This is a genomic window from Williamsia herbipolensis, assembly GCF_000964005.1.
Classification (GTDB): Bacteria; Actinomycetota; Actinomycetes; order Mycobacteriales; family Mycobacteriaceae; genus Williamsia_A; species Williamsia_A herbipolensis.
The window spans coordinates 12,214-35,836 of sequence record NZ_JXYP01000022.1; the positions used below are offsets into that span (position 1 = coordinate 12,214).

The 23,623-nt window shown below is 69.5% G+C and carries 23 protein-coding genes; 10 read left to right on the forward strand and 13 right to left on the reverse strand.

The window, feature by feature from the left end:
* Nucleotides 1-9: 9 nt before the first annotated feature.
* Nucleotides 10-744 carry a glucose 1-dehydrogenase gene (locus TU34_RS13305; protein ID WP_045823386.1) on the forward strand — a complete coding sequence of 245 codons (735 nt, stop codon included), beginning with the start codon at nucleotides 10-12 and terminating at the stop codon, nucleotides 742-744.
* Between the two features lie 24 nt (nucleotides 745-768).
* On the opposite strand, the gene gatA is transcribed toward TU34_RS13305, so the two are convergent.
* From gatA to TU34_RS13320, 3 genes are all read right to left on the reverse strand, one after another.
* Nucleotides 769-2,259, reverse strand: a complete 1,491-nt coding sequence (gene gatA, locus TU34_RS13310; protein WP_045823387.1) for an Asp-tRNA(Asn)/Glu-tRNA(Gln) amidotransferase subunit GatA — start codon at nucleotides 2,257-2,259, stop codon at nucleotides 769-771.
* Nucleotides 2,256-2,555, reverse strand: coding sequence for an Asp-tRNA(Asn)/Glu-tRNA(Gln) amidotransferase subunit GatC (gene gatC / locus TU34_RS13315; protein ID WP_045823388.1), 300 nt, complete (start codon nucleotides 2,553-2,555; stop codon nucleotides 2,256-2,258). Before gatC ends, gatA begins: the two co-directional genes overlap by 4 nt.
* Before the next feature lie 70 nt (nucleotides 2,556-2,625).
* The gene (locus TU34_RS13320; protein ID WP_045823389.1) at nucleotides 2,626-3,222 is read right to left on the reverse strand and encodes an antibiotic biosynthesis monooxygenase; all 597 of its coding nucleotides are present in this window, start codon (nucleotides 3,220-3,222) and stop codon (nucleotides 2,626-2,628) included.
* Nucleotides 3,223-3,260: 38 nt separating this feature from the next.
* On the opposite strand from TU34_RS13320, the gene TU34_RS13325 reads away from it, so the two are divergent.
* Both TU34_RS13325 and TU34_RS13330 read left to right on the forward strand, forming a co-directional pair.
* Entirely contained in the window at nucleotides 3,261-3,614 is a 354-nt protein-coding gene (locus TU34_RS13325; RefSeq protein WP_045823390.1) for a YbjQ family protein, read from the forward strand.
* A gap of 42 nt (nucleotides 3,615-3,656) precedes the next feature.
* A complete protein-coding gene (locus TU34_RS13330) occupies nucleotides 3,657-4,340 on the forward strand; it encodes an ACT domain-containing protein (RefSeq protein ID WP_045823391.1) in 684 nt (227 codons plus the stop codon).
* Here TU34_RS13330 and ligA read toward each other — a convergent pair.
* Nucleotides 4,337-6,418, reverse strand: coding sequence for an NAD-dependent DNA ligase LigA (ligA, locus tag TU34_RS13335; RefSeq protein WP_420835184.1), 2,082 nt, complete (start codon nucleotides 6,416-6,418; stop codon nucleotides 4,337-4,339). The genes TU34_RS13330 and ligA overlap by 4 nt on opposite strands.
* Before the next feature lie 146 nt (nucleotides 6,419-6,564).
* Between ligA and TU34_RS13340 the strand changes: the two genes are divergently transcribed.
* Nucleotides 6,565-6,969, forward strand: coding sequence for an MmcQ/YjbR family DNA-binding protein (locus tag TU34_RS13340; RefSeq protein WP_045823392.1), 405 nt, complete (start codon nucleotides 6,565-6,567; stop codon nucleotides 6,967-6,969).
* Between the two features lie 36 nt (nucleotides 6,970-7,005).
* Nucleotides 7,006-7,617, forward strand: coding sequence for a L,D-transpeptidase (locus TU34_RS13345; RefSeq protein WP_045823393.1), 612 nt, complete (start codon nucleotides 7,006-7,008; stop codon nucleotides 7,615-7,617).
* 15 nt (nucleotides 7,618-7,632) lie between these two features.
* On the opposite strand, the gene TU34_RS13350 is transcribed toward TU34_RS13345, so the two are convergent.
* The 7 genes from TU34_RS13350 to TU34_RS13380 all read right to left on the reverse strand — a co-directional run bounded on the left by TU34_RS13350 (nucleotide 7,633) and on the right by TU34_RS13380 (nucleotide 14,756).
* Entirely contained in the window at nucleotides 7,633-8,664 is a 1,032-nt protein-coding gene (locus TU34_RS13350; RefSeq protein WP_238981300.1) for a uroporphyrinogen decarboxylase/cobalamine-independent methonine synthase family protein, read from the reverse strand.
* Nucleotides 8,661-9,743: a tRNA 2-thiouridine(34) synthase MnmA gene (mnmA, locus tag TU34_RS13355; protein ID WP_045823394.1), complete on the reverse strand. Its 1,083-nt coding sequence runs from the start codon at nucleotides 9,741-9,743 to the stop codon at nucleotides 8,661-8,663. The genes TU34_RS13350 and mnmA overlap by 4 nt, the downstream gene beginning before the upstream one ends.
* Nucleotides 9,743-10,948 carry a cysteine desulfurase family protein gene (locus TU34_RS13360; RefSeq protein WP_045823395.1) on the reverse strand — a complete coding sequence of 402 codons (1,206 nt, stop codon included), beginning with the start codon at nucleotides 10,946-10,948 and terminating at the stop codon, nucleotides 9,743-9,745. The genes mnmA and TU34_RS13360 overlap by 1 nt, the downstream gene beginning before the upstream one ends.
* A gap of 102 nt (nucleotides 10,949-11,050) precedes the next feature.
* Entirely contained in the window at nucleotides 11,051-11,968 is a 918-nt protein-coding gene (locus tag TU34_RS13365) for a lysophospholipid acyltransferase family protein (RefSeq protein WP_065973599.1), read from the reverse strand.
* Between the two features lie 14 nt (nucleotides 11,969-11,982).
* Nucleotides 11,983-12,813 (reverse strand): GNAT family N-acetyltransferase, encoded by an 831-nt coding sequence (locus tag TU34_RS13370; RefSeq protein WP_052688930.1) that lies wholly within the window; start codon nucleotides 12,811-12,813, stop codon nucleotides 11,983-11,985.
* Nucleotides 12,814-12,977: 164 nt separating this feature from the next.
* The gene (locus TU34_RS13375) at nucleotides 12,978-13,934 is read right to left on the reverse strand and encodes an electron transfer flavoprotein subunit alpha/FixB family protein (RefSeq protein WP_045823396.1); all 957 of its coding nucleotides are present in this window, start codon (nucleotides 13,932-13,934) and stop codon (nucleotides 12,978-12,980) included.
* A 36-nt stretch (nucleotides 13,935-13,970) separates the two neighbouring features.
* On the reverse strand, nucleotides 13,971-14,756 hold the full coding sequence (locus TU34_RS13380) for an electron transfer flavoprotein subunit beta/FixA family protein (protein WP_045823397.1): 786 nt from the start codon (nucleotides 14,754-14,756) through the stop codon (nucleotides 13,971-13,973).
* Nucleotides 14,757-14,984: 228 nt separating this feature from the next.
* Here TU34_RS13380 and TU34_RS13385 point away from each other — a divergent pair, with 228 nt between their 5' ends.
* From TU34_RS13385 to TU34_RS13400, 4 genes are read left to right on the forward strand one after another with little or no spacing between them, the layout of a single operon-like run.
* Entirely contained in the window at nucleotides 14,985-15,803 is an 819-nt protein-coding gene (locus tag TU34_RS13385; RefSeq protein ID WP_045823398.1) for a class I SAM-dependent methyltransferase, read from the forward strand.
* Nucleotides 15,800-17,326: a 1,4-alpha-glucan branching protein domain-containing protein gene (locus tag TU34_RS13390; RefSeq protein ID WP_045823399.1), complete on the forward strand. Its 1,527-nt coding sequence runs from the start codon at nucleotides 15,800-15,802 to the stop codon at nucleotides 17,324-17,326. The genes TU34_RS13385 and TU34_RS13390 overlap by 4 nt, the downstream gene beginning before the upstream one ends.
* Nucleotides 17,327-17,354: 28 nt before the next feature.
* Nucleotides 17,355-18,611, forward strand: coding sequence for a glycosyltransferase family 4 protein (locus tag TU34_RS13395; RefSeq protein ID WP_045823400.1), 1,257 nt, complete (start codon nucleotides 17,355-17,357; stop codon nucleotides 18,609-18,611).
* 34 nt (nucleotides 18,612-18,645) lie between these two features.
* Nucleotides 18,646-19,707, forward strand: coding sequence for an NAD-dependent epimerase/dehydratase family protein (locus TU34_RS13400; protein WP_045823401.1), 1,062 nt, complete (start codon nucleotides 18,646-18,648; stop codon nucleotides 19,705-19,707).
* Between the two features lie 28 nt (nucleotides 19,708-19,735).
* Here the strand turns inward: TU34_RS13400 and TU34_RS13405 are convergent, their stop codons facing one another.
* Nucleotides 19,736-20,482 carry an acyltransferase gene (locus tag TU34_RS13405; RefSeq protein ID WP_045823402.1) on the reverse strand — a complete coding sequence of 249 codons (747 nt, stop codon included), beginning with the start codon at nucleotides 20,480-20,482 and terminating at the stop codon, nucleotides 19,736-19,738.
* 94 nt (nucleotides 20,483-20,576) lie between these two features.
* On the opposite strand from TU34_RS13405, the gene TU34_RS13410 reads away from it, so the two are divergent.
* Nucleotides 20,577-21,902, forward strand: a complete 1,326-nt coding sequence (locus tag TU34_RS13410; protein ID WP_045823403.1) for an outer membrane protein assembly factor BamB family protein — start codon at nucleotides 20,577-20,579, stop codon at nucleotides 21,900-21,902.
* 6 nt (nucleotides 21,903-21,908) lie between these two features.
* On the opposite strand, the gene TU34_RS13415 is transcribed toward TU34_RS13410, so the two are convergent.
* Nucleotides 21,909-23,423, reverse strand: a complete 1,515-nt coding sequence (locus TU34_RS13415) for an HNH endonuclease signature motif containing protein (protein ID WP_160298530.1) — start codon at nucleotides 23,421-23,423, stop codon at nucleotides 21,909-21,911.
* Nucleotides 23,424-23,623: the final 200 nt, after the last annotated feature.

The window sequence follows — 23,623 nt, forward strand, 5'->3', positions numbered from 1 at the left end:
ACACACACCATGGGACGTGTTGACGGCAAGGTCGTCGTGATCAGCGGTGGCGCACGGGGAATGGGCGCGGCCGATGCCGCCGCGCTGGTCGCCGAGGGCGCATCGGTCGTGATCGGCGACATCCTCGACGACGAGGGTCGCGCGATCGCCGCCGATCTCGGTGACGCGGCCACCTATGTCCATCTCGACGTCACCAGTCCCACCGACTGGGCCGCCGCCGTCGAGACCGCGGTCGGTACCTACGGCTCGGTGACCGGACTGGTGAACAACGCCGGAATCGCCAACGGCTCGACCCTGCAGGGCTTCCGCCTCGACAAGTGGCAGCAGATCGTCGACGTCAACCTCACCGGCACGTTCCTGGGGATGCAGGCCGCGGCCGACGCGCTGATCGCCTCGCAGAACGGGTCCATCGTCAACATCTCGTCGATCGAGGGGATGCGTGGCACCCCGTGGGCCCACGGTTACGTCGCCACCAAGTGGGCTGTTCGCGGTCTGACGAAATCCGTTGCCGCCGAACTGGCCCCGCACGTACGGGTCAACTCGATCCATCCCGGACTGATCCGCACGCCGATGACCGAGGGCATCCCCGACGACATGCTGACGATCCCACTCGGGCGTCCGGCCCGTCCCGAGGAGATCGCGTCGTTCGTCCTGTTCCTGATCTCCGACGAGTCGTCCTACGCCACCGGTTCGGAGTTCGTCGTCGACGGCGGCGTGATCAACAACATCCCGCACAAGTTCTGACCGGACGCCCCGGCGCCGTCGGGTTCAGGCGATGTCGCCGCGCGCCGCCTCGTAGGCGGCGCCCACGCGGTACAGGCGGTCGTCGGCCTGCGACGGCGCCATGATCTGCAGTCCGACCGGCAGCCCGTCGTCGGCCGACAGCCCCGACGGCACGCTCATCGCGCAGTTGCCGGCCAGGTTCACCGGCAGCGTGCACAGGTCGAACAGGTACATCGCTAGCGGGTCGTCGACCTTCTCGCCGATGTTGAATGCGGTCTGCGGCGTGGTCGGCGAGATGAGTACGTCGACGGATGCGAAGGCGGTCGCGAAGTCGCGGGCGATGAGCGTGCGCACCTTCAACGCCTGCCCGTAGTACTGGTCGTAGTACCCGGCCGACAGAGCGTAGGTGCCGATCATGATGCGGCGCTTGACCTCCGGGCCGAAACCCTGCGCACGCGTCAACGCCATCACCTCGTCGGCGGAGTGGGTGCCGTCGTCACCGACCCGCAGGCCGTACCGCATGGCGTCGAAACGCGCGAGATTCGAGCTGACCTCCGACGGCAGGATCAGGTAGTACGCGCCGAGCGCATAGCCGAAGTGCGGGCACGAGACCTCGACGATCTCGGCGCCGCGCTCACGCAACGCGTCGACGGCGGCAGTGAAGGAGGCGAGCACGCCGGGTTGGTACCCGTCGCCCTGCAGTTCCGTGACGATGCCGACGCGGACCCCGGCGAGGTCGCCCTGCGCACCGGCCCGTGCCGCGCCCACGACGTCGGGGACGGGGGCGTCGATCGAGGTCGAGTCACGCGGGTCGTGTCCGGCGATCACCTCGTGGAGCAGTGCGGTGTCGAGAACCGTTCGCGCGCAGGGCCCGCCCTGATCGAGGGACGACGCGCAGGCGATCAGCCCGTAGCGCGACACCGACCCGTAGGTGGGCTTCACACCGACCGTCGCGGTCACCGCGGCGGGCTGTCGGACCGAACCGCCGGTGTCGGTGCCGATGGCCAGCGGCGCCTGGAACGATGCGAGCGCCGCCGCGCTGCCACCGCCCGAGCCGCCGGGGATCTTCGAGGTGTCCCACGGGTTGCGGGTCAGCTGGTAGGCCGAGTTCTCGGTGGAACTGCCCATCGCGAACTCGTCCATGTTGGTCTTGCCGAGGATCGGGATGCCGGCCTCGCGGAGCCTGCGGGTGACGGTCGCGTCGTACGGCGGGATCCAGCCCTCGAGGATCTTCGACCCGGCGGTGGTCGGCGCATCGGTGGTGGTGAACACGTCCTTCAAGGCCAGCGGGACGCCGGCCAGCGACGACGCCGGGGCCTCACCCGCGGCGATCGACGCGTCGACGGCCTCCGCCGCGGCGAGTGCGACGTCGGACGTCACGTGCAGGAAGGCGCCGAGGTCACCGTCGATCTCGGCGATCTGGTCGAGGTGGGCACGGGTGACCTCCACCGACGACAGTTCGCGGGAGTGGATCTTGTCGGCGAGCTCGGCCGCGGTGAGCCCGGTGATGGGTCCGGCGGGACGGATCGCGGTCACTGGTCCTCACCCAGGATCTGCGGGACGGCGAAGCGGTCCTGTTCGACCGACGGGGCGCCGGACAGCGCCTCCTCGGGCGAGAGACCGGGCACCACGACGTCGGGACGGAGCACGTTCACCAGGCCCGCGGGGTGTGCGGTGGTCTCGACACCGGAGACGTCGACCTCGGAGATCTGCGCGACGTGACTCAGGATCGAATCGATCTGGCCCGCATACTGATCGAGTTCGGAGTCGGGCAGGGTCAGGCGCGACAGCCGCGCCAGGTGGGCGACCTCGTCCCGAGAGATGGCAGACACCGATGGATCCCTTCCACGTGCAACGAAACGCCGCGACCCACGGTCGCAGCCCGCTCAAGACTAGTGGCCTCTACAACCAGCGCCGGAGACGGGCGGTGATCCACGGCAACACCAGGTAGACCATGAGCGGGGTGTTGATGACGGTCGCGATGAGGGTCTTGGCGGCCAGCGGGACCCCGTCGAGGTGGGCGATGACCCCGAAGTTGATCGCGAGACTCAGCGGGAAGAACCCGAGCCAGATGGTGATCGCCTGCTTCCAGCGTGGCGGCGGTCCGCCGACCACCCGTACCGCGTGGGTCAGCGTCGACTGCGGTTCGAACCACCCCTCGACCCCCGAGAGTCGATGGACCACCTGCTCGACCGCGACACCCTCGCCACGCGAGAGCCAGGCACGCCGGATCGGGGACGCCATCCAGTCCTCGAGGTCGCTCTCGCTCGCGAACCGGAACAGCACGTAGTACTCGCACGGATCCGACGGCGACCGCAGCCACCCTCCCCCGAGGAATCCGGGGAAGGTCCGCACCAGGGCGATACCCGCATCGGTCCAGGCGAGGAAATCGTGTTCGCGTCCCGGTTCGATCCGCCGCGCCACCGACGTCGTGACGTGCGTGGTCCCGACACCCGTGGTTCCCGGGTCGGGCGCGGACTCCTCGTGCACCGATGACATGGCCCCATCGTCGCACCGAAACGACCTACCATCTCTCCATGATCATCGTCACCAGCAACGAGATCCCGGGCTACCGCATCGGCTTCACCTTCGGTGAGGTGTTCGGACTCACCGTGCGGTCACGCAACATCGGCTCGAACATCGGTGCCGGTTTCAAGGCGATGGCGGGCGGTGAACTGAAGGGCGTCACCCAGCTCCTGCACGACTGCCGCCAGGAGGCGTTGTCGCGCCTGGCCGCCGAGGCACAGCAGAAGGGCGCCAACGCCGTCGTCGCGTTCCGCTTCGAGACCACCGAGTTCGGCGGGACCGGTATCGAGGTCTGCGCCTACGGCACCGCCGTGGGCATCGAACCCCTCGATCCGGCGCAACCCGGCCGCGTCCCGACCGCCTGAGCGGCCCCGCGCGTACAGCGGGGCCGCGACCGCGGTGTGACAATGTCGGACGTGTCGTATCTGTTGCGGGTCTACCTGGCCGACCGACCGGGAAGCCTCGGCCTGCTCGCGGTGTCGCTGGGATCGGTCGGCGCCGACATCCTCTCCCTCGACGTCGTCGAACGCGGTGAGGGCTACGCGGTCGACGACATCGTCGTCGAGGTCGCCCGCGGCTCGCTGCCCGACACCCTGATCACCGCCGCCGAGAACGTCGACGGGGTCCGCGTGGACTCCATCCGTCCCTACACCGGTGTCCTCGAGACCCACCGAGAGCTCGAACTCGTCGACGAGATCGCCTCGGCCGACGGACCGCGCCGCCTGCAGGTCCTCGTGGACAACGCCCCGCGCGTACTGCGGGTGTCGTGGAGCACGATCATCACCGCCGGCGGGGACGGTGTCATCCAGCTGTTCGCCAGTTCGAGCGCGCCGGAGACCCGGCTGACCCGGGTCGACTTCCTCCCGATCGGCGCGGCCACCCAGCTCGACCCCGACGCCGCGTGGGTGCCCCAGTCGTGGCGCGACTCCGACACCCGCATGGCCGCCGCACCGGTCGGTGTGGCCGCCGACGGGGTGGCGACCAAGGCACTGCTGCTCGGGCGGTCGGGCGGACCCGATTTCCGTCCTTCGGAGATCGCGCGGATCGGCTACCTGTCCAGAATCGTCACGACCGTGCTGGCCCTGTCCTAGTCGTCGGCCGCGTCCGTCTCCGCCTCGGAATCCGGTTCGGGTTCGGGCGCCGGGGGTGGTCCGTCACGCAGCAGCGCTGTGAAACCGTCCTCGTCGAGGATCGGTACGCCGAGTTGTTCGGCCTTCTCGGCCTTCGTGCCCGGCGATTCACCGACGACCACATAGCTGGTCTTCTTCGACACCGAACCCGAGGCCTTGCCGCCGCGCACGAGGATGGCCTCCTTCGCTCCGTCGCGGGAGTAGTTCTCGAGAGAACCGGTGACCACGATGCTCAGCCCGGTCAGGGTGCGCGGAGTGGAGTCGTCGCGTTCGTCGGCCATCCGGACGCCCGCATCGCGCCACTTAGAGACGACCTCACGGTGCCAGTCGACGGCGAACCAGTCGACGATGCTCTGGGCCAACGTCTTCGCCAGGCCGCCGGTCTGCGCGAGCTGGTCGACGTCCGCGTCCGCGATCGCCTCGAGGGTGCCGAACTCGGTGGCCAGTGCGCGTGCAGCCGACGGTCCGATGTGCCGGATGGACAAGGCGACCAACACGCGCCACAGTGGCGCCTTCTTGGCCTTCTCGAGATTGGACAGCAGGGCTCTGCCGTTGGCGGACAACTCGCCGTCGTTGGTGACGTACAGACCAACCTTCGCGAGGTCGTCAGCGGTGAGCGAGAACAGATCACCTTCGTTCGCCATGACCGGCGAGGAAGAAAGTGCGGTGGCTCCTTCGTAGCCGAGCGCCTCGATGTCGAACGCACCGCGGCCGGCAACATGGAACAACCGCTCTCGGAGCTGCGCCGGACAGAACTGCGAGTTGGGACAGCGGATGTCGGCGTCGCCCTCCTTCTCGTGTCGCAGTTCGGTGCCGCATTCGGGACACCGGGTTGGCATCTCGAATTCCCGCTCGCTCCCGTCACGCAGATCGACCACCGGGCCGAGCACCTCGGGGATCACGTCGCCGGCCTTGCGGATGGTGACGGTGTCACCGATCAGCACACCCTTGCGTTTGACCTCTGAAGCGTTGTGCAGGGTCGCGCGCGAGACGGTGGAACCCGCTACCAACACGGGTTCCATGAACGCGAACGGCGTGACCCTGCCCGTGCGCCCTACGTTGACCTTCACGTCCAGAAGCTTCGTGGTCGCCTCCTGCGGCGGGTACTTGTAGGCGATGGCCCAGCGGGGAGCGCGCGAGGTGGAGCCCAGCCGACGCTGCAGTGCGGTGGTGTCGACCTTGACGACGATGCCGTCGATCTCGTGCTCGACGTCGTGGCGGTGTTCGCCCCAGTAGGCGATCGTGGACAGGATCTCCGTCGCGCCGGTGAGTTTCCGGGTGTGGGCCGAGACCGGCAGACCCCACGCCCCCAGCGCGAGGTAGGCCTCGTGCAGCGACTCGGGTGCGTACCCCTGCAGCTTGCCGATGCCGTGGCAGATCATCCCGAGGCGACGCCGCGCGGTGATCTGGGGGTTCTTCTGGCGTAGCGATCCCGCGGCCGAGTTGCGGGGGTTGGCGAACGGGGGTTTGCCCTCGGCGACCAGCGAGGCGTTGAGCGCCTCGAAGTCCTCGACCCGGAAGAAGACCTCGCCGCGCACCTCGAGGATCTCCGGCATCGGATGGTCGTCGCTGGGAGTGAGCCGGTGCGGGATGTCGTCGATCGTCTTGGCGTTGAGGGTGACGTCCTCTCCGGTGCGACCGTCGCCGCGGGTGGTGCCGCGCACCAGGACGCCGTTCTCGTAGACCAGCGCCAACGCGACGCCGTCGATCTTCAGCTCGCAGAGGTATTCGAGCCCGGTACCCGCGTCGGCCTCCACGCGGTCGATCCAGGTGCGCATCTCGTCGGCGTCGAAGACGTTGTCCAGCGACAGCATCCGTTCGAGATGGTCGACGGCGGCGAACTCGGTGGCGAAGCCACCGCCGACGAGTGCGGTGGGCGAGTCGGGCGTCGCGAGTTCGGGGTGGTCGGCCTCGAGTTGCTGCAACCGGCCCAGCAACGCGTCGAACTCCCCGTCGGTGATGACCGGGGAATCCTTGACGTAGTAGCGGAACTGGTGCTCGCGGACCTCCTCGGCCAACTCCGACCACTGCGTGCGCACGCCCGCATCGGCCGAGCCCCCGTCGGTCGGACCTGCGGTGCCCTGGGTGCTGTCGTCCACCTGCGTGAGATTAGTCGACGGCACCGACACCCCGAGTCCGCTCGACCGGGCGCGCAGCGCCGTGCGCATGTGCGATTCTCGACCGCGTGCCGCACCCGATCATGTTCGACGACGACGATCCGGTGCTGGGTCGCGTGCGCGACATCGCGAGGGCGTTCCCCGAGTCGACCGAGGTGATCGCCCACGGCCGGCCGACGTTCCGCTGCGGTCGGGTGTTCTGCCACTACGGCGGATCGATCCGCGGCGGCGAGCGCAGGGAGCAGTCGATCCTGTTCCACCCCGATCCGGCCGAGGCCGACGCGTTGCGGGCCGATCCGCGGGTGTTCGTCCCCGCCTACCTCGGTCCGGCCGGGTGGCTGGGCCTCGATCTGTCGGGAGGTCCGGATCCGTCGGGGAACGCGCCGGATTGGGACGAGGTGGGCGAGCTGATCGACGCGAGTTACCGCCGGATCGCCCCCGCGCGACTCGTGCGGCAGCTCGACCAGCGCTGACATCGCCGGGCCGCCCCTTGTGCCATCCTGGTGGCCATGCCCCTTCGCCTGCGAAACGACCTCACGGGGTGGTCGCGCGACTACTGGTGGGCGTTGATCGTGGTGCCGCTGGCACTGATCGTGTCGGGTGTCCTGGTCGCGGGATCCTTCTCCACCACGACACCGTCGTCGCGGGCGGTGACCGCCGCCGTCACCTCCGCGGCACCGACGACCGCGGCCCCGAGAACCTCCTCGATCGACGCGGCCGACAACGCCGCATGCCGCGACGGCGTCGGCGGCAAGTCGATCGTCGTGAGCATCTCCGAGCAGCGGATGCGGATGTGCGACACGTCATCGCTGGTCGAGGCGTCCTACATCACCACCGGGATCGACAATCGCACCGACCGCACCCCGACCGGGACGTGGAAGATCGTCGCCGAGGAGACCGACCGGTACCTCGTCGGGTCCGACTACCGGGTGTTCGTCCACTACTGGATGCCGTTCTTCGGCGATTTCGGGTTCCACGACTCGCCGTGGCAGAACTTCGACTACGGCAGTCCGCGCTACCGCACGAACGGCTCGCGCGGATGCGTGCACGTCCCCGGCGCGACGATGGCGTCGCTCTACAAGTGGGCCGGCGTGGGGACCACGGTCACCATCCGCGCCTGAACCGCGACGGGGGCGCTACTGCTGGGGCAGGGCCTCGGCGACGGCCGTGGCCAACGTCAGCGCCGCGCGTGCCCAATCGGTGTCGGCGCCCGCGAGCCCGCAGGTCGGGGTGATGATCATCTGCTCGGTGAACACGTCGTGGGAGATGCCGATGGTGTCGACGAGTGCGGTCACCGCGTCGACCACATGCTCGACGTGACGTTCGGGTGTGGGCCGGGTGCTGGGCACGGCGCCCAGCGCCACCACGGTGCCCCGGTCGATCAGCTCGCCGAAGCCGTCGAGGTCGGCGGTGGATCCGCGGCGGACGCCGATCGAGTCGATGTCGAGCGAGACACCCCAGAGCCGGGTCTGGGCGGCGACCTGCCACGGGAACCGGCGCCCGCAGTGGTGCAGGATCACCGGTCCCCCGACGACGTCGACGAGGGTGTCGAGATGCTCGACGACCGTCGCCGCCGGTACAGGGTCGATGACGTCGAGGCGCGACAGCGGAGTGATGCTGCCCTCGATGACGCGGTCGATGAGCGGTTCGTCGATCTGGACGATCACGTCCGCCCCGAGCCGGCGGCGCAGTTCCGCAGCGTGGTTCGCCGCGCCCTCGGCGATGGAGCCGACGAGATCGGTCCACGCGCCGCGGTCGTGTAAGGCCTTGTGTCCGTTGGCCATCTCCACCGACGCGGCGAGGGTGAACGGGCCGCAGACCTGCACCTTCACCCACGGTCGGTCGCCCTTGAGACCGCGGGTCTCCCAGATCTCCTCGAACGCGTCGAGGTCGGCGGCGAGCATGTCGCGGGCGCGGCGGGCCATCATCGACGTACCGGTCGCGAGGCGGTATCCCGACGCGCTGGTGTCCATCGGGATCCCGACGAGCAGGGCGGCGCAGCGACCGATGATGTCCGAACCGATCCCGCGGTCGGGCAACTCGGGCAGCGCCACGAGTTCGACCTCGCCGGCCACCACCTCGGCCGCGGTTCGGGGATCGCGCCCGGGCATCGAACCGACGCCGGTGGCCACCCCGGTGGGGGGACCGGTCCGGTCGGTGTCGCTCACGCGCGCACGATGCGACCGCAGCCGATGACCTCGTCGCCCCGCGTGGCGTCGGGACGATAGAGCACCGCGGCCTGGCCGCGTGCGACACCGGTCAGCGGTTCACCGAGCTCGACGGTGAACGCCGTGCCGTCGGCGGACGCGCGCGCCCGGGCGGGGGCCAGTCCACCGTGCGCGCGCACCTGCACCACGCAGTCGATGTCCTCGTCGGGGACGGGGCCGCGGGTCCACACCGCGCGCTCGGCGTCGATGGACCACACGTCGAGACGGTCGCGGGGACCGACGGTGACCGTGGCGGTCGCGGAATCGATGGCCGTGACGTAGCGCGGGGAGCCGTCGGCCGCGGGGGCGTCGATCCCGAGGCCCTTGCGCTGGCCGATGGTGAACCCGTGCACACCGTCGTGATCGGCCAGCGATTCTCCGGTGACGGCGTCGACGACCTTGCCGGTCCGGATCCCGATCCGCGCCCCGAGGAACGCGCGGGTGTCGCCCGAGGGGATGAAGCAGATGTCGTGGGAGTCGGGCTTGTCGGCGACGGCGAGGCCGCGGCGCGCCGCCTCGGCCCGGATCTCGCTCTTGGGGGTGTCGCCGATCGGGAACATCGCGTGCGCGAGCTGTCGCGCGGTCAGCACCGCGAGCACGTACGACTGGTCCTTGTCCTCGTCGACCGCGCGACGCAGCTCGCCGTCGACGAGGCGCGCGTAGTGCCCGGTCGCGACGGCATCGAAACCGAGTGCCTGGGCGCGTTCGGACAGCGCCGAGAACTTGATCTTCTCGTTGCACGTCAGGCACGGGTTGGGGGTGTCGCCCGCGGCGTAGGCGCCCACGAACTCGTCGATCACGTCTTCTTTGAACCGGTCGGCGAATTCCCAGACGTAGAACGGGATGCCGAGGATGTCGGCGACGCGGCGGGCATCGCCGGCGTCCTCCTTCGAGCAGCAGCCGCGGCTGCCCGTGCGCAGTGTGCCCGGTGCGGTCGACAGCGCCAGGTGTACCCCGACGACGTCGTGGCCGGCCTCGACCGCGCGTGCGGCAGCCACGGCCGAGTCGACACCGCCGCTCATGGCGGCCAGGACGCGCATCAGTACTCCCCGGCCGAGACGCTGGCCATGCCGGCGGTGCGGGCGCGGTCGACGACCTCGTCGATCACCGCGGCGACACGGTCGACGTCGGCGGTGGTCGTCGACGGCGACAGGGAGAATCTCAGGCTGCTGCGGGCATCGGGGGTCGACATGCCCATCGCCAGCAGGACGTGGCTGGCGCGCGCGACGCCCGCGGTGCACGCCGAGCCGGTCGAGCACTCGATGCCGTGGGCGTCGAGCAACATCAGCAGGGAGTCGCCCTCGCAGCCGCGGAAGGCGACATGGGCGTTGCCGGGCAACCTGCGGTCACCGAGCGGCCCGTTGACGATGCAGCCCTCGGTACCCGACAGCGCGTCGAGCAGGCGGTCGCGGAGTGCCGCGACCCGCACCATCGAGGAGTCGAGCCCGGCGACGGACACCGCCAGGGCGGTGGCCATGCCGACCGCCGCGGCGGCGTCGGGGGTTCCCGAGCGGATGTCGCGCTCGTGCCCGCCACCGTGGAGCAGGGGTTCGCATTCGACGTCGCGTCGCAGCACGAGGGCGCCGGCGCCGTGCGGGCCCCCGAACTTGTGCGCCGCGATGCTCATGGCGGCCAGGCCCGCGGCGGTGAAGTCGACCGGGATGTGACCGACGGCCTGAATGGCGTCGGAGTGCATGGGGACGCCGAACTCGGCGGCGACCGCGGCGAGGTCGGCGACGGGTTCGATGGTGCCCACCTCGTTGTTCGCCCACATCACCGACACCAGCGCGCTGTCGTGGGGATGGGCGGCCAGTTCCGCGCGCAGGGCGGCCGGTGACACGGTCCCGTCGGCATCGACGGGCAGGAGCACCAGGTCGGCGTCGCCGCGGTCGGCGAGCCACTGTGCGGGGTCGATCACCGCATGGTGTTCGACCGCGGAGATCACGATGCGGCGGCGACGGGCGTCGGCGCGACGACGGGCCCAGAAGATGCCCTTGATGCCCAGGTTGTCGCTCTCGGTGCCGCCGGCGGTGAAGATGACCTCCGACGGTCGCGCCCCGACGGACGCGGCGACGGATTCGCGCGCCTCTTCCAGGTGGCGCCGGGCGCGGCGACCCGATCCGTGCAGCGACGAGGCATTACCGGGGTCGGCCATGATTCGCGTCATCGCCTCGACGGCCTCGCGCAGCATGGCTGTCGAGGCGGCGTTGTCGAGGTAGACGGGGGCGTCACCGGATGTGGGCATGGTCGTCCAAGGATAACGGTGCGCAGGCCCCGAACATTTCGGCCGTCGGTGTGCCGCGGGCCACGGGCGGCCCGCGGCGCTCACCGGGTCATCCCAAAGGGGTCATCCGGCGAGGGTCAGCGCGTGCACCCGATCGAGGTCGGCGGCGGCGGGCGGCAACGACACCGGTCCGAACACGAGGCGTTCGCAGCGCCCCGCCAGCTCGCGGCGGTCGGTGCCGGGGAACTGCAGTTCGTGCAGGCGCACGCAGACGGTGAGATCGCGGGTCGCGAGGATGCGCCGCACCGTGTCGAGGAGATCGTCGTCACCGATGAACGCCGGGATCGTCGAGATGTCGCGGCCACCGGCGCGGAAACCGACGTGCATCGGGAGGACCGACGCGCCGGTGTCCACGGCCGACTGGAACAGCGCGGGACGGAAACGCCCGCCCGACCGACCGCACCACGTGGTGCCCTCGGGGAAGACGCCCACGGCGTCGTCGGCGTGGAGCCCGGCGACCATCTGATCGAGCACGGTGGGCAACTGCCGCAACGACTCCCGGTGGATGCCGATCACGCCGAGCCGTCGCGCCAACCCGCCGATCACCGGCCATCCCTGCAGTTCGGACTTCGCGACGAAGCGGGCCGGGACGACCGTCGCGATGGCGACGATGTCGAGGAACGAGGTGTGGTTGGCGACGACGAGGCCCGCTCCGCGGCCGGCGAACGGCCGCCGATCGTCGATCTCGACACCGATGCCCAGTGCCCCCAGCAGCGACCGTGCGGCGACCCGGATGAACCGCCGTCGCAGCGGACGCGGGAGCAGCTGCACCATCGCACCGACGGGCACGAGCCAGCCGACGGTAGCCGCCACCGCGACGGTGCGCAGTGCAATCGCGCCCCGACCGCGCGTAGTGGGTGCGGCGGTGATGCAGCCCGCGCCGCAGGGGCTCGAGGGGAACCAGGCGTGCCGGGCCGGGGCGGCCGCCTCGATCGGGGTGACCTCGTCGGGGGTGATCCGGTGGTGGGTGACGTCTGTCATGACTGCCTCTCTGCTCACGCCTGCGCGGCGTCGGCGGCCGACCGCAGTCGGTCGAGATATCGGATGTTCGCCCGCGTGGTGTCGAGCACGGTGACGAAATCGGCGACCCCGAAGTCGGGGTCGTGGGCCGGTTCGCCGCAGATCTGCGCCCCGATGCGCAGATACCCCGACAGCAGCGGTGGTGTGGGGGTGCCGACCGCGGGGGCGATGTCGTCGAGCGCGCGACCGTCGATCACGACCGGCCGCAGCGGGTGGACCTCCCACGGTGCGCGGTGGCGGGCGTTGACGAGGTCACGGACCGCGCCGACGACCGCGCCCGGCGCGGTGCCGTCGCCGGGGTCGACCGGTACCGAGGTGCACCCGACGACGAAGCGGTAGCCGGCGAGATCGAGGTAGCGGAGGATGCCCGACCACATGAGCGACATCACCGCGCCCGAGCGGTGGGCCGGCGCCACACACGCCCGACCCATCTCGACGGTCTCGGCGGCGATCGGCTCGAGCGCGCGTAGGTCGAACTCGGTGGCGGTGTAGAGACCACCCGCCGCGATGGCGCCGGGCGGCGGCAGCATCCGGTAGCACCCGACGACCTCGTCACCGGGCAGGTGTCGGACGACGACGTGGTCGCAGTGCTCGTCGAAGCGGTCGACGTCGCGTCCGTCGACCGCGTGGTCCATGGAGCCGTCGAAGCCCGGCTCGGTCGAGAACACGGCGTGGCGCAGGCGCTGGGCGGCCTCGACATCGGTCGGTGCCGACGAGACCGACAGCGCATAACGCAACCCGGCGAGCAGGGGCTGCGCTGTCCCGCGGACCGGTCGCCGCAGCGTGGAGATCGGTGAATTGCCCATGGCCACAGGTCTAGTTGCCGAACCGGACACGGCAGCACCGGTCGAGTGTCGTGTCGATGGAGACCCGATGAACTCCCCCGGCCGAGGTGAATGAGGCCTGACATACGTGTGACCCCCGGCCGGGGGCCGGGGGTCACACGGTGGAGACGGTGATGATCAGGTCATCACTTGCGCTTGTTGACCGCCTCGGTCAGCTGCGGCGCGACGTCGAACAGGTCGCCCACGATGCCGTAGTCGGCGATCTCGAAGATGGGTGCCTCTTCGTCCTTGTTGACCGCGACGATGGTCTTCGAGGTCTGCATACCGGCGCGGTGCTGGATGGCACCGGAGATGCCGAGCGCCACGTAGAGCTGCGGCGACACGGTCTTGCCGGTCTGACCGACCTGGAACTGACCCGGGTAGTAGCCGGAGTCGACGGCGGCGCGCGAGGCACCGACGGCGGCACCGAGCGAGTCGGCCAGATCCTCGACGACCGAGAACTTCTCGGCGCTGCCGACGCCACGGCCACCGGAGACGACGATCGACGCCTCGGTCAGCTCGGGACGGTCGCCACCGACGATGGGCTCGACCTTGGTGATCTTGACGGCGTTCGCGGCCGGGGCGGGAACCTCGACGTCGACGCGCTCGCCGGCGCCGGCCTGCGGTGCGGCCTCGACGCCACCGGGGCGGATCGAGTAGATCGGGATGTCGCCCTTGGGCTGCGCCTCGACGGTGAACGCGCCACCGAAGATGGAGTGGACGCCGGTCTTGTCGTCCTTGATCTCGACGACGTCGTAGAGGATGCCCGAGCCGAGGCGCACCGCGAGACGGCCCGAGATCTCCTTGCCGTCGGCGTTGGCCGCGACGATGATGCCGGCCGGCGAGGCCTGCTCGGCGACGGCGGCGAGGATGTCGACCTTGGGGCTGATCAGGTAGCCCTCGACGTCGTCGGACTCGGCGACGTAGACCTTCTCCGCGCCGGCCTCCTTGAGGCCGTCGATGACGGCGTCGGCGGTCCCGGGCTTGCCCGCGACGACGACCGACGGGCTAACCAGCGAACGCGCCGCGGTGATGAGCTCGGAGGTGACCTTCTTCAGTGCACCCTCGGCGTCCAGCTCGGCGAGTACCAGTACTTCTGCCATGTTCTTACGCTCCTGTGTGTGTCGGGTGTCGGGGGGTCAGATGATCTTCTGGCCGACGAGGTACTCGGCGACCTTGGTGCCACCGTCGCCTTCATCGGTGACCCGCTCACCCGCGGTCTTCGGCGGCTTGGGGACCGACGAGGTGACCGTCGAACCCGCGTTGTCGAGGCCCACGTCGGTGGACTCGACGCCGATCTCGGCCAGGCTCACGACCTGGACTTCCTTCTTCTTCGCGGCCATGATCCCCTTGAACGAGGGGAAGCGCGGCTCGTTGATCTTCTCGTTCACGCTGACGATCGCGGGCAGCGACGACTCGACGTGGGTGATGCCCTCGTCGGTCTCGCGCTCACCGGTGAGGGTGTCGCCCTCGACGGTCAGCTTGCGCAGGTGCGTCAGGTGCGGGAGCTCGAGGTACTCGGCGATCATCGACGGCACCGCGCCACCGCGGCCGTCGGTCGCCTCGTTGCCGGCGATGACCAGCTCGACACCCTCGACGGTGCCCAGGGCACGCGCGAGGACGTAGGCCGTCTGGACGGCGTCGGAGCCGTGCATCTGGTCGTCCTTGATGTGGATGGCCTTGTCGGCACCCATCGACAACGCCTTGCGGATGGCGTCGGTGGTCCGCTCGGGACCGGCGGACAGGATGGTGACCTCGCCACCGCTGGACTCCTTGATCTGGAGCGCCTCCTCGACGGCGCGCTCGTTGATCTCGTCGAGCACCGCGTCGGCGGCCTCGCGGTCCAGCGTGTAGTCGCCATCGGACAACTTGCGCTCGGACCAGGTGTCCGGAACCTGCTTGATCAAAACGACGATGTTCGTCATGGTCCTCATCGACCTCCAGCTCGGAAATTCGTGAACTCACCGTAAACTTACTGCCCGGTAAGGTAAAGCGCTCCCTTCCACTGTATCCCCATATCCGGCCCTGTAGGACACCGCGTAGTAGCAGGTCGGGCGGTGGTCGGAGACTTCGCTCACACCGGCGGCGACCGGGACACTCGCAACGCCTCCGGGGTGGATGCCACTAGGCTCCCCCGAATGACGAACGCCCCGATGACGAACACCACCGAGGACGTCGGCCCTGCTGCCCGGACCTCGGCTGCGCAGGCATCCGCGGCGGCGGACCCCGCCGCGCAGACCATGGTGCTGACCGGTGAACGCACCGCGCCCGGCATCGCCGAGGAGAACTACTGGTTCCGTCGCCACGAGATCGCCTACACCCATGTCCTCGACGCATGTGCCGGCGCGACGGTGCTCGAGGCGGGCTCGGGCGAGGGCTACGGCGCGGACATGCTCGCCGACGTCGCCGCCGAGGTCATCTGCGTCGACTACGACGCCACCGCCGTCGATCACGCCCGCGCCCGCTACCCGCGCCTCGTCGTGCACCGCGGCAACCTCGTGGACCTGCCGCTTCCCGACGACTCCGTCGACACCGTCGTCAACTTCCAGGTGATCGAGCACCTCTGGGATCAGCCGTTGTTCGTCCGCGAGTGCGCTCGCGTGTTGCGCCCGGGCGGCACCCTGTTCATGAGCACCCCGAACCGCATCACCTTCTCCCCCGGGCGCGACACCCCGCTCAACCCGTTCCACACCCGCGAGCTCGACCCCGCCGAGTTGCGCGATCTGCTCACCGACAACGGTTTCGAGATCACCTCGATGCTCGGCGTCCACCACGGACCGGCCCTGCGCGCGCTCGACAAACGGTGGAACGGTTCGTTCATCGACGCCCAGATCGACCGCGCGCTCGCCGGCGAACCGTGGCCGGTCGCCTTGACCGCCGACGTCGGCAGCATCCGCACCAGCGACTTCGAGATCCACCCGGACGACATCGAGGCCAGTCTGGATCTCCTCGCGGTCGCCGTCCTGCGGTGACGCCGCGTTCCGGCGCCGACGAGGTCCCCGGGCAGTTCACCCTCGTCGCGCATTCGCATCTGCCGTGGTTGGCCCACCACGGCCGATGGCCGGTGGGCGAGGAATGGCTCTACCAGTCGTGGGCCGGGTCGTATCAGCCCCTGTTCGCGGTGCTGCGCCGATTGGCCGCCGACGGGTTCACCGGTCAGATGAGCCTCGGTGTCACCCCCGTGCTGGCCGCCGCGCTCGACGACCCCCACTGCCTGTCGGCGATGCACGAGTGGCTGGCGTCGTGGCAGTTGCGTGCCGCCGAGGCCGCGACCGCGGGCCCGGCGTCGGCGGAACTGGGCCGTCGTGAGTTCCGGGACGCCGACGCCGCCCTGGCCGACTTCGAGACCCACTGGCGCCACGGCGGATCCGGTGGTCTGCGCGCACTTGTCGACGCCGACACCGTCGAGGTGCTGGGCGGTCCACTGGCGCACTCGTTCTCACCGCTCCTCGATCCCCGCCTGCGTCGGTTCACCCTCGCCGAGGGTCTCGCCGACACAGCCGCCCGGATCGGCTCGACGGCGCGGGGGATATGGGCTCCCGAGTGCGCCTTCGCGCCCGGTATGGAGACCGAATACGACGCCGCGGGCGTCTGCCACTTCATGGTCGACGGACCGGCCCTGCACGGCGACACCGCACTGGGTCGCCCCGTCGGCGGCTCCGACGTCGTCGCGTTCGGGCGGGATCTCGACATCAGCTACCGCGTGTGGTCGCCGCGATCGGGATATCCCGGCCACGCCGCCTACCGCGACTTCCACACCTACGACCACGATTTCGGGCTCAAACCCGCCCGTGTCACCGGTCGGGGTGTCGCCGGGCCCGACAAGGCTCCCTACGACCCCGAGCGCGCGCAGGCCGCGATCGCCACCCACGTCGAGGATTTCGCACAGCGGGTCCGGGAGCGGCTGATCGACGAGTCGGCACGCATCGGACGGCCGGCCCTCGTCGTCGCGGCCTTCGACACCGAACTGTTCGGTCACTGGTGGCACGAGGGCCCGCAGTGGCTGGAGGCGGTGCTGCGCCGGCTGCCCGAGATCGGTGTCCGCGTCGGCACTCTCGCCGACGCCCGGACCCGGGGATTCGTCGGCACCCCGGTCGATCTCGGACCGTCGTCGTGGGGGTCGGGCAAGGACTGGCGCGTGTGGGACGGACCTGCGGTCACCGATCTCGTCGAGCTCAACCGCGACGTGGTCCGCACCGCGCTCGACACCGTCGACAAGCGGCTCGACGCCTCCCGCGGGACCCGTGACCGGGTGTCCGACCAGATCCTGCGCGAGGCCCTGATGACAGTGGCGTCGGACTGGGCGTTCATGGTGTCGAAGGACTCCGCCGCGGGCTACGCACGCGACCGCGCCCACAAGCACGCCCATGCCACCCGGGAGATCGCCCGCGCGGCGGCCACCGGGCGCGAGCGGCTCGCCGCGCGTCTGGCGCAGGACTGGCACCGCGCCGACACGCTTTTCGGCGGTCTCGACGCCCGGCGGTTGCCCCGATGACCGTGCACGCGGCGAGCACGAGGTCGCGATGAGGATCCTGGTCGTCTCGTGGGAGTACCCGCCGGTGGTGGTGGGCGGACTGGGTCGCCACGTCCACCAACTCAGCGTCGCGTTGGCCGCGGCCGGCCACGACGTCGTCGTGCTGACGCGTCGGCCGACCGGATCCGACGCGGTCAGCCACCCCTCCACCGACGTCGTGGCCGAGGGGGTCCGCGTCATCGCCGCCGCCGAGGACCCACCCGCCTTCGACTTCAGCGACGACATGATGGCGTGGACACTGGCCATGGGGCACAGCATGATCCGTGCCGGGTTGCGGATCCGGTCCCGCGACGGGGAGGCGTGGCGGCCCGACGTCGTGCACGCCCACGACTGGCTCGTCGCCCATCCCGCGATCGCCCTCGCCGAGTTCTTCGACGTCCCGCTCGTCGCGACCGTCCACGCCACCGAGGCGGGGCGGCACAGCGGGTGGGTCAGCGGGACCATCAACCGTCAGGTGCACTCGGTCGAGTGGTGGCTCGCGCGCGAATCCGACGCTCTGATCACCTGTTCGGCGTCGATGCACGACGAGGTGACCCGACTGTTCGGGCCCGAGCTCGCCGAGATCCACACCATCCACAACGGGATCGACATCACCACGTGGCCGTACGCGCCGCGCCGTGTCGGCGGTGGACCCCCGACGCTGCTCTACGCCGGTCGTCTCGAGTACGAGAAGGGCATCCAGGACCTCATCGCGGCCCTTCCCCGGATCCGTCGCACCCACCCGGGGACGACGCTCACCATCGCCGGCGACGGCACCCAGGAGGCGTGGCTGCGCGAGCTGACCCGTCGCCATCGGGTGTCGCGTGCCGTCGCGTTCGCGGGACCGGTGGGCCACGACGGGTTGATCACGTTGATGCAGGCGTGCGAGGCCATCGTGCTGCCCAGCCGCTACGAGCCGTTCGGGATCGTGGCCCTGGAGGCCGCGGCGACCGGCGCCCCCCTCGTGACGTCGACCGCCGGAGGTCTCGGCGAGGCGGTCACCGACGGGCTGACCGGGTCGAGCTTCCGACCGGGCGACATCGCCGGGTTGGCGACCGCGGTCCGCGCGGTGCTCGACGACCCGGCCGCGGCGCAGCGCCGCGCCCGCAACGCACGTGATCGGCTCACCGAGGAGTTCTCGTGGCCGCTGATCGCCGAACGCACCGCGGAGGTGCTGACCGGGGCCAAGCGCAGGATCCGTCACAACCTGGGTCGGCCGTCGATTGTGGAACGTCCCCTACCCGATCGGGATGTCGAGCAGCCGTAGTCGCGCGGCCACCACAGGCGGATAGCCTGCACGCATGGACTTCGACATCGACACCACCTCGCCTGTTCTGGTCACCGGGGCCACCGGTTACGTCGCCGGGTGGCTGATCTCCGATCTGCTCGACGCCGGGGTGACCGTGCACGCCGCGGTCCGCGACCCCGGCAACGAGCGCAAGACCGCGCATCTGCGTCGACTCGCCGACAACGCCCCCGGCGAGATCCGTTTCTTCGCATCCGATCTGCTCCGCGACGGCTCCTACGACGAGGCCATGGCCGGGTGTTCGATCGTTTTCCACACCGCCTCTCCGTTCACCACGGCGGTGAAGGATCCGCAGAAGGAACTCGTCGACCCCGCGGTGGAGGGCACGCGCACGGTGCTCGAGTCGGCCAACCGCACCGAGTCGGTCCGCCGCGTCGTGCTGACCAGCTCGGTGGCCGCGATCTACACCGATGCCGTCGACTGCGAGCGCGCCGGCGGCACCCTCACCGAGGACGACTGGAACACCTCGGCGACCCTCGACTACGAGCCCTACAACCTGTCGAAGACCCTGGCCGAGAAGAAGGCCTGGGAGATCGCCGAGGCGCAGTCGCGGTGGGATCTGGTGGTGATCAACCCGTCGTTGGTGATCGGGCCCGCGATCGGACCGAACCCCACCTCGGAGAGTTTCGCGATCGTCAGCCAGCTCGGCAACGGGATGATGGCGTTCGGTGCGCCGCGCATCAAGATCGGCGTCGTCGACGTCCGTGAGGTCGCCGCCGCGCACGTCCGCGCCGCGTTCGCGCCCGACGCGAAGGGCCGTCACATCCTGTCCGCGGCCGACACCGATCTGCTCGAGATGGGCAAGGCGCTCCTGCCCCGTTTCGGCCGTCGACGTCCGCTCCCGCGCTTCCCGTTGCCGATCCCGGTGCTGGTGGCCGTCGCCCCGTTCGTGGGTCGCGACCGACGTTTCGTGAAGCGCTGCTCGGGACGGCCGCTGCGCCTCGACAGCTCGAAGAGTCGTTCCGCGCTGGGGATCTCGTACCGTCCCATGCAGGAGTCGCTGGAGGAGATGTTCGCCTCGATGCTCGACGCGGGTCAGATCAAGCTGCTCCGCTGAGCGGTCGACGCGGCCGGAAGGAGCCGCTCTAGGAGGTGCGGGCCGCGGCCTTCTTGCGTTCGATGTCGGCCAGCGCGCGTTCGAGTTCGGCGCGTTGCGCCGCCCCCTGCTCCCACGCCTCGGCGCGGTTGCGCACCACCTTCGCCGGCGCACCGACGGCGATGGAGAAGTCGGGGACCACGCCGCGCACCACGGCGTGCGAGCCGAGCACGCAGCCGCGTCCGACGATGGTGTTGCGCAGCACCGACACCTTCGCCGCGATCCAGGTGTCGGGGCCGATACGGACCGGGCCCTTCACGATGCCCTGGTCCTTGATGGGGACGGTGATGTCGTCCATGCGGTGGTCGAAGTCGCAGATGTAGCACCAGTCGGCCACCAGCGTGGAGGCACCGATCTCGACGTCGAGGTAGGCGTTGACGACGTTGTTCGCCCCGAACACCGCCTTGTCGCCGATCCTCAGCGATCCCTCGTGGCATCGGATGGAGTTGCCGTCGCCGATGTGGACCCACCGACCGATCTCCATACGGGAGAGTTCGGGTGTCGCGTGGATCTCGACGTTGCGGCCGAGGAACACCATGCCGCGCAACACGATGTGCGGGTTGGCCATCCGGAAACGCCACAGGCGCACGTATCGCACCAGGTACCAGGGCGTCCACGCGCGGTGGCTGATCACCCAGCGCAGCGAGTCGAGGGTGAGAAATCGCGTCTGAGCAGGGTCGCGACGCCGTCCGGCGCGTCGTCGCGAACGCAGCGAGGCGTTCCACATGCTCGTCATGGGCTCACACCCTAACTCCAGGCGTGTCACCGCCTGAGCCGGGGCCGACGCGCCTCGCGATAGGCTCACCGTCGATCGATCAGACAGGAGCACCATGCGACACCCCCGAACGCGACGGTCCGTCCGGGCCGCGGCAGCGGCCCGTGTCGCAGCGGTGCTCGCCGTCGCCGCGGTCGCCATCAGCTCGTGTTCCGACGGCACCGACGACGTGCGGTCGATCCCGAGCGCGGGGTGGTCGAGTTACGGCGGCAACGCCTCGAACTCGAACTTCGCGTACCCGACGTCGCCGAACGATCTCACGTTGTCGTGGACCAGGCCGACCGGCGGGCCGATCTCGGCGCCGTTGACCATCTCGGGTCGCCAGAATGTCGGTGTCACGTCGCGAACCGACAACGGCTGCAATGTCTTCGTGCTCGATTCGCGCGCCGGTCGGAAGAACTTCTGCAAGCGGATGACCGCGGGGGTCGAGCTGAACTCGATGCTCGTCGACCAGTACGACAACGTGTACCTCGGTGAGGCCGGATTGTTCCTGGCCTACACCGGTAGCGGCGGCATCCGGTGGCGCTTCCCCACCGTCGGTGTGCCCGTGTCGGCGAAGTTCGCCGGGCCCGGCACGGTGCTGGTCACCACGACCCAGGGTCAGGTGCTGCTGTTGGATTCGCAGACCGGTCAGGCGGTGGCGCCGGGGGTGTCGTTGCGTCCTGACGCCGACGCGTCGCAGCCGTCGTTCGGTCTCGGCGACTGTGTCTCGGCCGGTCCGAACTGCGCGATCGGGACGAGTCCCGCCGTCGACGAACAGGCACAGCGGTTCTATCTCAATTTCTGGCCGCAGGGCGCGATCGCCTCGGAGGTGCGGGCGTTGAGCTACAGCGAGGTCAACGGCGACCGCGCGCTGCGCGACAGCTGGACGACGCAGATCCCCAGCGGCGTGATCGGGACACCCACGCTGTCTGCCGACCGGAAGACGCTCTACGTGTTCGACCGGCTGGGCAGCATCTACGCCCTCGATGCCGCGACCGGGAAGCGCAAGTGGGACTTCTTCATCGGCGGGTACGGCTTCGGCACGATGACGGTCTCACCGGACGGCACCATCGTGCCGACCGGGGTGATCGGGGCGCCGTTGCGGGCCATCCGCGATCGCGGCGACAAGGCCGAGGCGGCCTGGCAGCGCACCGATCTGCAGACCGTGAGCCTCTCGGCGCTGACGTCGGCGAAGACGCTGTGGACGGTGGTCCGGGCGGGCGACGACAAGGCCCTGAAACTCCTCGAGGTGTCGGCGACCGACGGCACCACGAAGCGGACCCTCGATCTCCCGCAGGCGGTCGGGTTCACGACCGGTGTGGCGGTGTCGTCGTCGGGTCGTGTCGCCACGGCCACCAACCTCGGCGAGGTCTACTTCTTCGACGCACCCAAGAGCTGACGGCCTTCACGCCGCCCAGGTGATCGGCCACCGAGGCCAGACGATGTCGATGCGCGGGGCACGCGGGCGCCGCTCGGCCGCTAGGTGGGCGAGCTGGTGTTCGATGTCGCTGACCGTCGGTGGTGGTTCGAGGATGTCGGGCGAATCTTGGTGCAGTAGTTCGTCGATCCGGTGTAGATGGTTGGCGCGGAGCTTTTCGGGTGGGTCGGTGTTGCGTCTCCAGCCATACCGTCCGCGGTCAGGGCCCTCGGTGATCTTCTCGGTCGACCACTGATGCGGTTCGGATCCGACGGCCCGGTTGTGGCGTCCACAAGCCGGGGCCAGATGTGGCGCGTCCGTGAGTCCGCCGTCGGACCAATCGGCTTCGGCGTGATGCATCTCGGTGTGCGCGAACGGAACACCGCAGTCGTCTTTACTGCAACCCTTGTACTGCGCGAAGGCCATCAACCGCTGCGCCTGCGACGCCAATCGCTGGGACCGGCCGAAGAACAGCGGCTCGTTCGTGACATCGCTGAACACAGCGAGATGCGGCTGGGCGTCGGCGGCGAGCTTCACGACATCGCTGATCGGGAGGTCAGAACCGGCGGCGGTGCGCGCTACACCGGCATGCTCGCGCAGTTGAGCGTCGGTGATGGACACGATGATCTGCGGCGGCAAACCACGATGCGACCCACCGAGCAGGCCACCGTTCACCGCAGCCTCCAAAAGCGCCTTGAACGCGTCATGGTTCCGCTGACTCTGGCTGCGGTAGTCGCGGTCGGCTGCCTCTTTCAGCAGCTCTGGATCGGCGTCGCCGTGATCACCCTTCGGTGACTGGTCGTCGTCGGGGTTGTTCATCCCGGGCGCGGCCCACTTCGCCACAACGACGTCGAACAGCGCTCGCGTGATCGGATCCAGCGTCGCGGTCAGCTTCGACATCAACTGCGAGTCCTGGCAACCGAGGTTCAGCTTCCGATTCCGTGCCCGGTCGCGGTCGTCGGTCAGTTGCCCGTCGGGGTCGAGATGCGCCAACAACCGCACACCGGCGGCGCCGATCTCTCTCGGTGTCAACGTGGTCGCGAACTCAGCGAGGGTTTGCTCTGCACGCGCACGCTGCTCGGCATCGACCGCTGCGGGAATCTTGGCCAACACGTCCAACACAGCGTGGACGTGGTCGGGACCGATGGTGCCGGCGGCCAACTCGCGAGCCGTGTTCGGGCACACCGGTGGCAGTTTCTCGCCGGTCATCGCGTGCATGGGCTCCAGCGCCTGCACTGCCTGCAGGCGTTTCTTGGGGTGGGTGATGCGCAGTTTCGTCTGCAGGAACTCGGTGACGGTCACGCATCCCACGGCGCGGTGGGCGTCGCGGTCGGAGACCTCGAGGATCCGCTGGTTACCGATGGACTCGAATTGGCGGACAACGGTGTGGTGGTCGATCGCCAGTTGTGCGACGGTCTCGTCGTCGTGGGCGTCTGCGGTCTCCGCAGCGATCTCTGCCACGAGAGATTGCAGGGCAGCGTATTTCGTCACGAGATCGTTCACGGACCGCCCCCTCCCCAGGTGTGACTGTACGTCTATTCTAGCACGTGTGTTCGAGGTGTGGAGGATTGACTTTGGTGAATAGTGTTAAACGTGAGTGTATTTCGAGTGGGTGGTTGGGTTCTACTGCCGCTGACGGTGCGGAAGCCGGACGCCGAGTGTGCGTTGTTTCGTTGTCGGCGTGCGGTGTGTTGTCAGCACAC